2 protein-coding genes are annotated in these 1,589 nt (G+C 66.2%); one reads left to right on the top strand and one right to left on the bottom strand.

Annotated elements, in window-relative coordinates:
* Positions 1-899: NAD(P)H-dependent glycerol-3-phosphate dehydrogenase (locus HC022_RS26140; RefSeq protein ID WP_167454325.1), on the bottom strand; the 899-nt coding region annotated here is incomplete at its 3' end.
* Between the two features lie 472 nt (positions 900-1,371).
* Here HC022_RS26140 and HC022_RS26145 point away from each other — a divergent pair.
* Positions 1,372-1,589, top strand: a 218-nt coding sequence (locus HC022_RS26145) for a sugar phosphate nucleotidyltransferase (RefSeq protein ID WP_368484818.1), incomplete at its 3' end; no start/stop codon positions are given.

A 1,589-nucleotide genomic window follows, 5' to 3' on the forward strand; every position in this document is an offset into this window, starting at 1 on the left:
TTGGTTTCGCCCTCGACCACGGTGGGTTTGCCGTCGAAGCAGGCTTCGCGCGCGATGCCCTGACCGAGCTGCGTGCCCAGCGACATGTTGCGCGACGTGGTGGACGAGCAGGTGAGCGTGAGATCGCCCGCGCCGGCAAGGCCGGTCACGGTCTCGCGCTTGCCGCCCAGCGCCTCGGCGAGGTGCTTCATCTCGTCCATGCCCCGGGTGATCAGCGCCGCGCGGGTGTTCTCGGCGAAGCCCGCGCCGGTCATCATGCCACAGGCGATGGCGATGACGTTCTTCACCGCGCCGCCGACCTCGACACCGACAAGGTCGTCCGAGACGTAGGGCCGGAAGGCCTGCGTCTGCATGGTCAGCGCAAGCCGCGCCGCGGGGGCGCGCTCGGGGACGATGCGGTCGTGATGGCGGAAGGGGAAGGCCACGGTGGCGGCGGTGGGATGGCCCAGCGCGGTCTCGCGGGCGAAGGTCGGCCCGGAGAGGGCGCCGACCGGGTGGCCGGGAAGCTCTTCCTCGACCACGTGGCTCAGCAGGAACCCGGTGCCGCGCTCGATGCCCTTGCAGCAGAGCGCGATGGGCACGCCGTCGGGCAGGTGCGGCTTCATCGCCCGGGTCATGTCGCGAAGCGTGTGCGACGGGGTAACGATCAGGACGGCCTCGGCGCCGTCGAGCGCCTCTGCCAGATCCGAAGTGGGGTAGAGCCCTGCCGGAAGGTCGATCCCCGGCAGGTGGTCGGGGTTCTGTCGCGTCTCGGCAATGGCGGCGGCGAGCGTCTCGCGGCGGCCCCAGAGGCGCGTTTCGCATCCGGCGGAGGCGGCAACGGCGGCGAGGGCGGTGCCCCAGCTGCCCATGCCGATCACGGCCAGGCGAGTGTAAGGTTCAGCGCGTCTCGGGCTCATGCCGGCCGCGCGCGATGGCGGGATGTCAAATGTCAGTCCGTCCATAACGATGTGCCTGTGCCACCCGTCACGGGATGGCAGGCCAATGTGGCTCACTCCTGTTGTGCTACGCAGATAACGCAAGGGTAGGCTTTGGGTTCCCGGAACCCAAGATCTGGGGGCGATTTTTCTGCGCAAGCGAGGGCCGGACAGGGATTGCCTGATTTTTGGGCGGCATTTTACCGCCTATGAGCGATTGCCGGGCGCCGCATGGGCGATTTCACCATAAAACAACGGTTTTTCAGGTCGGCGCAATGCCGCTCTTTGCAAGTTATTGAATTCCGGGGCTTTTGAGAGCCGCCTTGTAATAAGAGAAATCTCGCCGGAACCTTAACCGGAGGCTCGCGTTGTTTTGACGTTCGGCAGAAAGGGCATAAGCTCTTACACAATTGCCGCAGTGCGGCGGCATCCACAGGTTCAAGGAGATACCGACGTGACCAAGACCAGCCAGAAAGTGCGCACCGCGATCTTCCCGGTGGCAGGGCTCGGAACGCGCTTCCTTCCCGCAACCAAGGCAACCCCCAAGGAGTTGCTGCCGGTGCTGGATCGCCCGCTGCTGCAGTTCGCCATCGACGAGGCCCGCGAGGCCGGCATCGAGCGCATGGTCTTCGTCTCGCACCCCTCCAAGTCGGCCATCGAGCGCTACGTCCA

This window comes from Salipiger sp. HF18, assembly GCF_011806505.1.
Lineage (GTDB): Bacteria > Pseudomonadota > Alphaproteobacteria > Rhodobacterales > Rhodobacteraceae > Salipiger > Salipiger thiooxidans.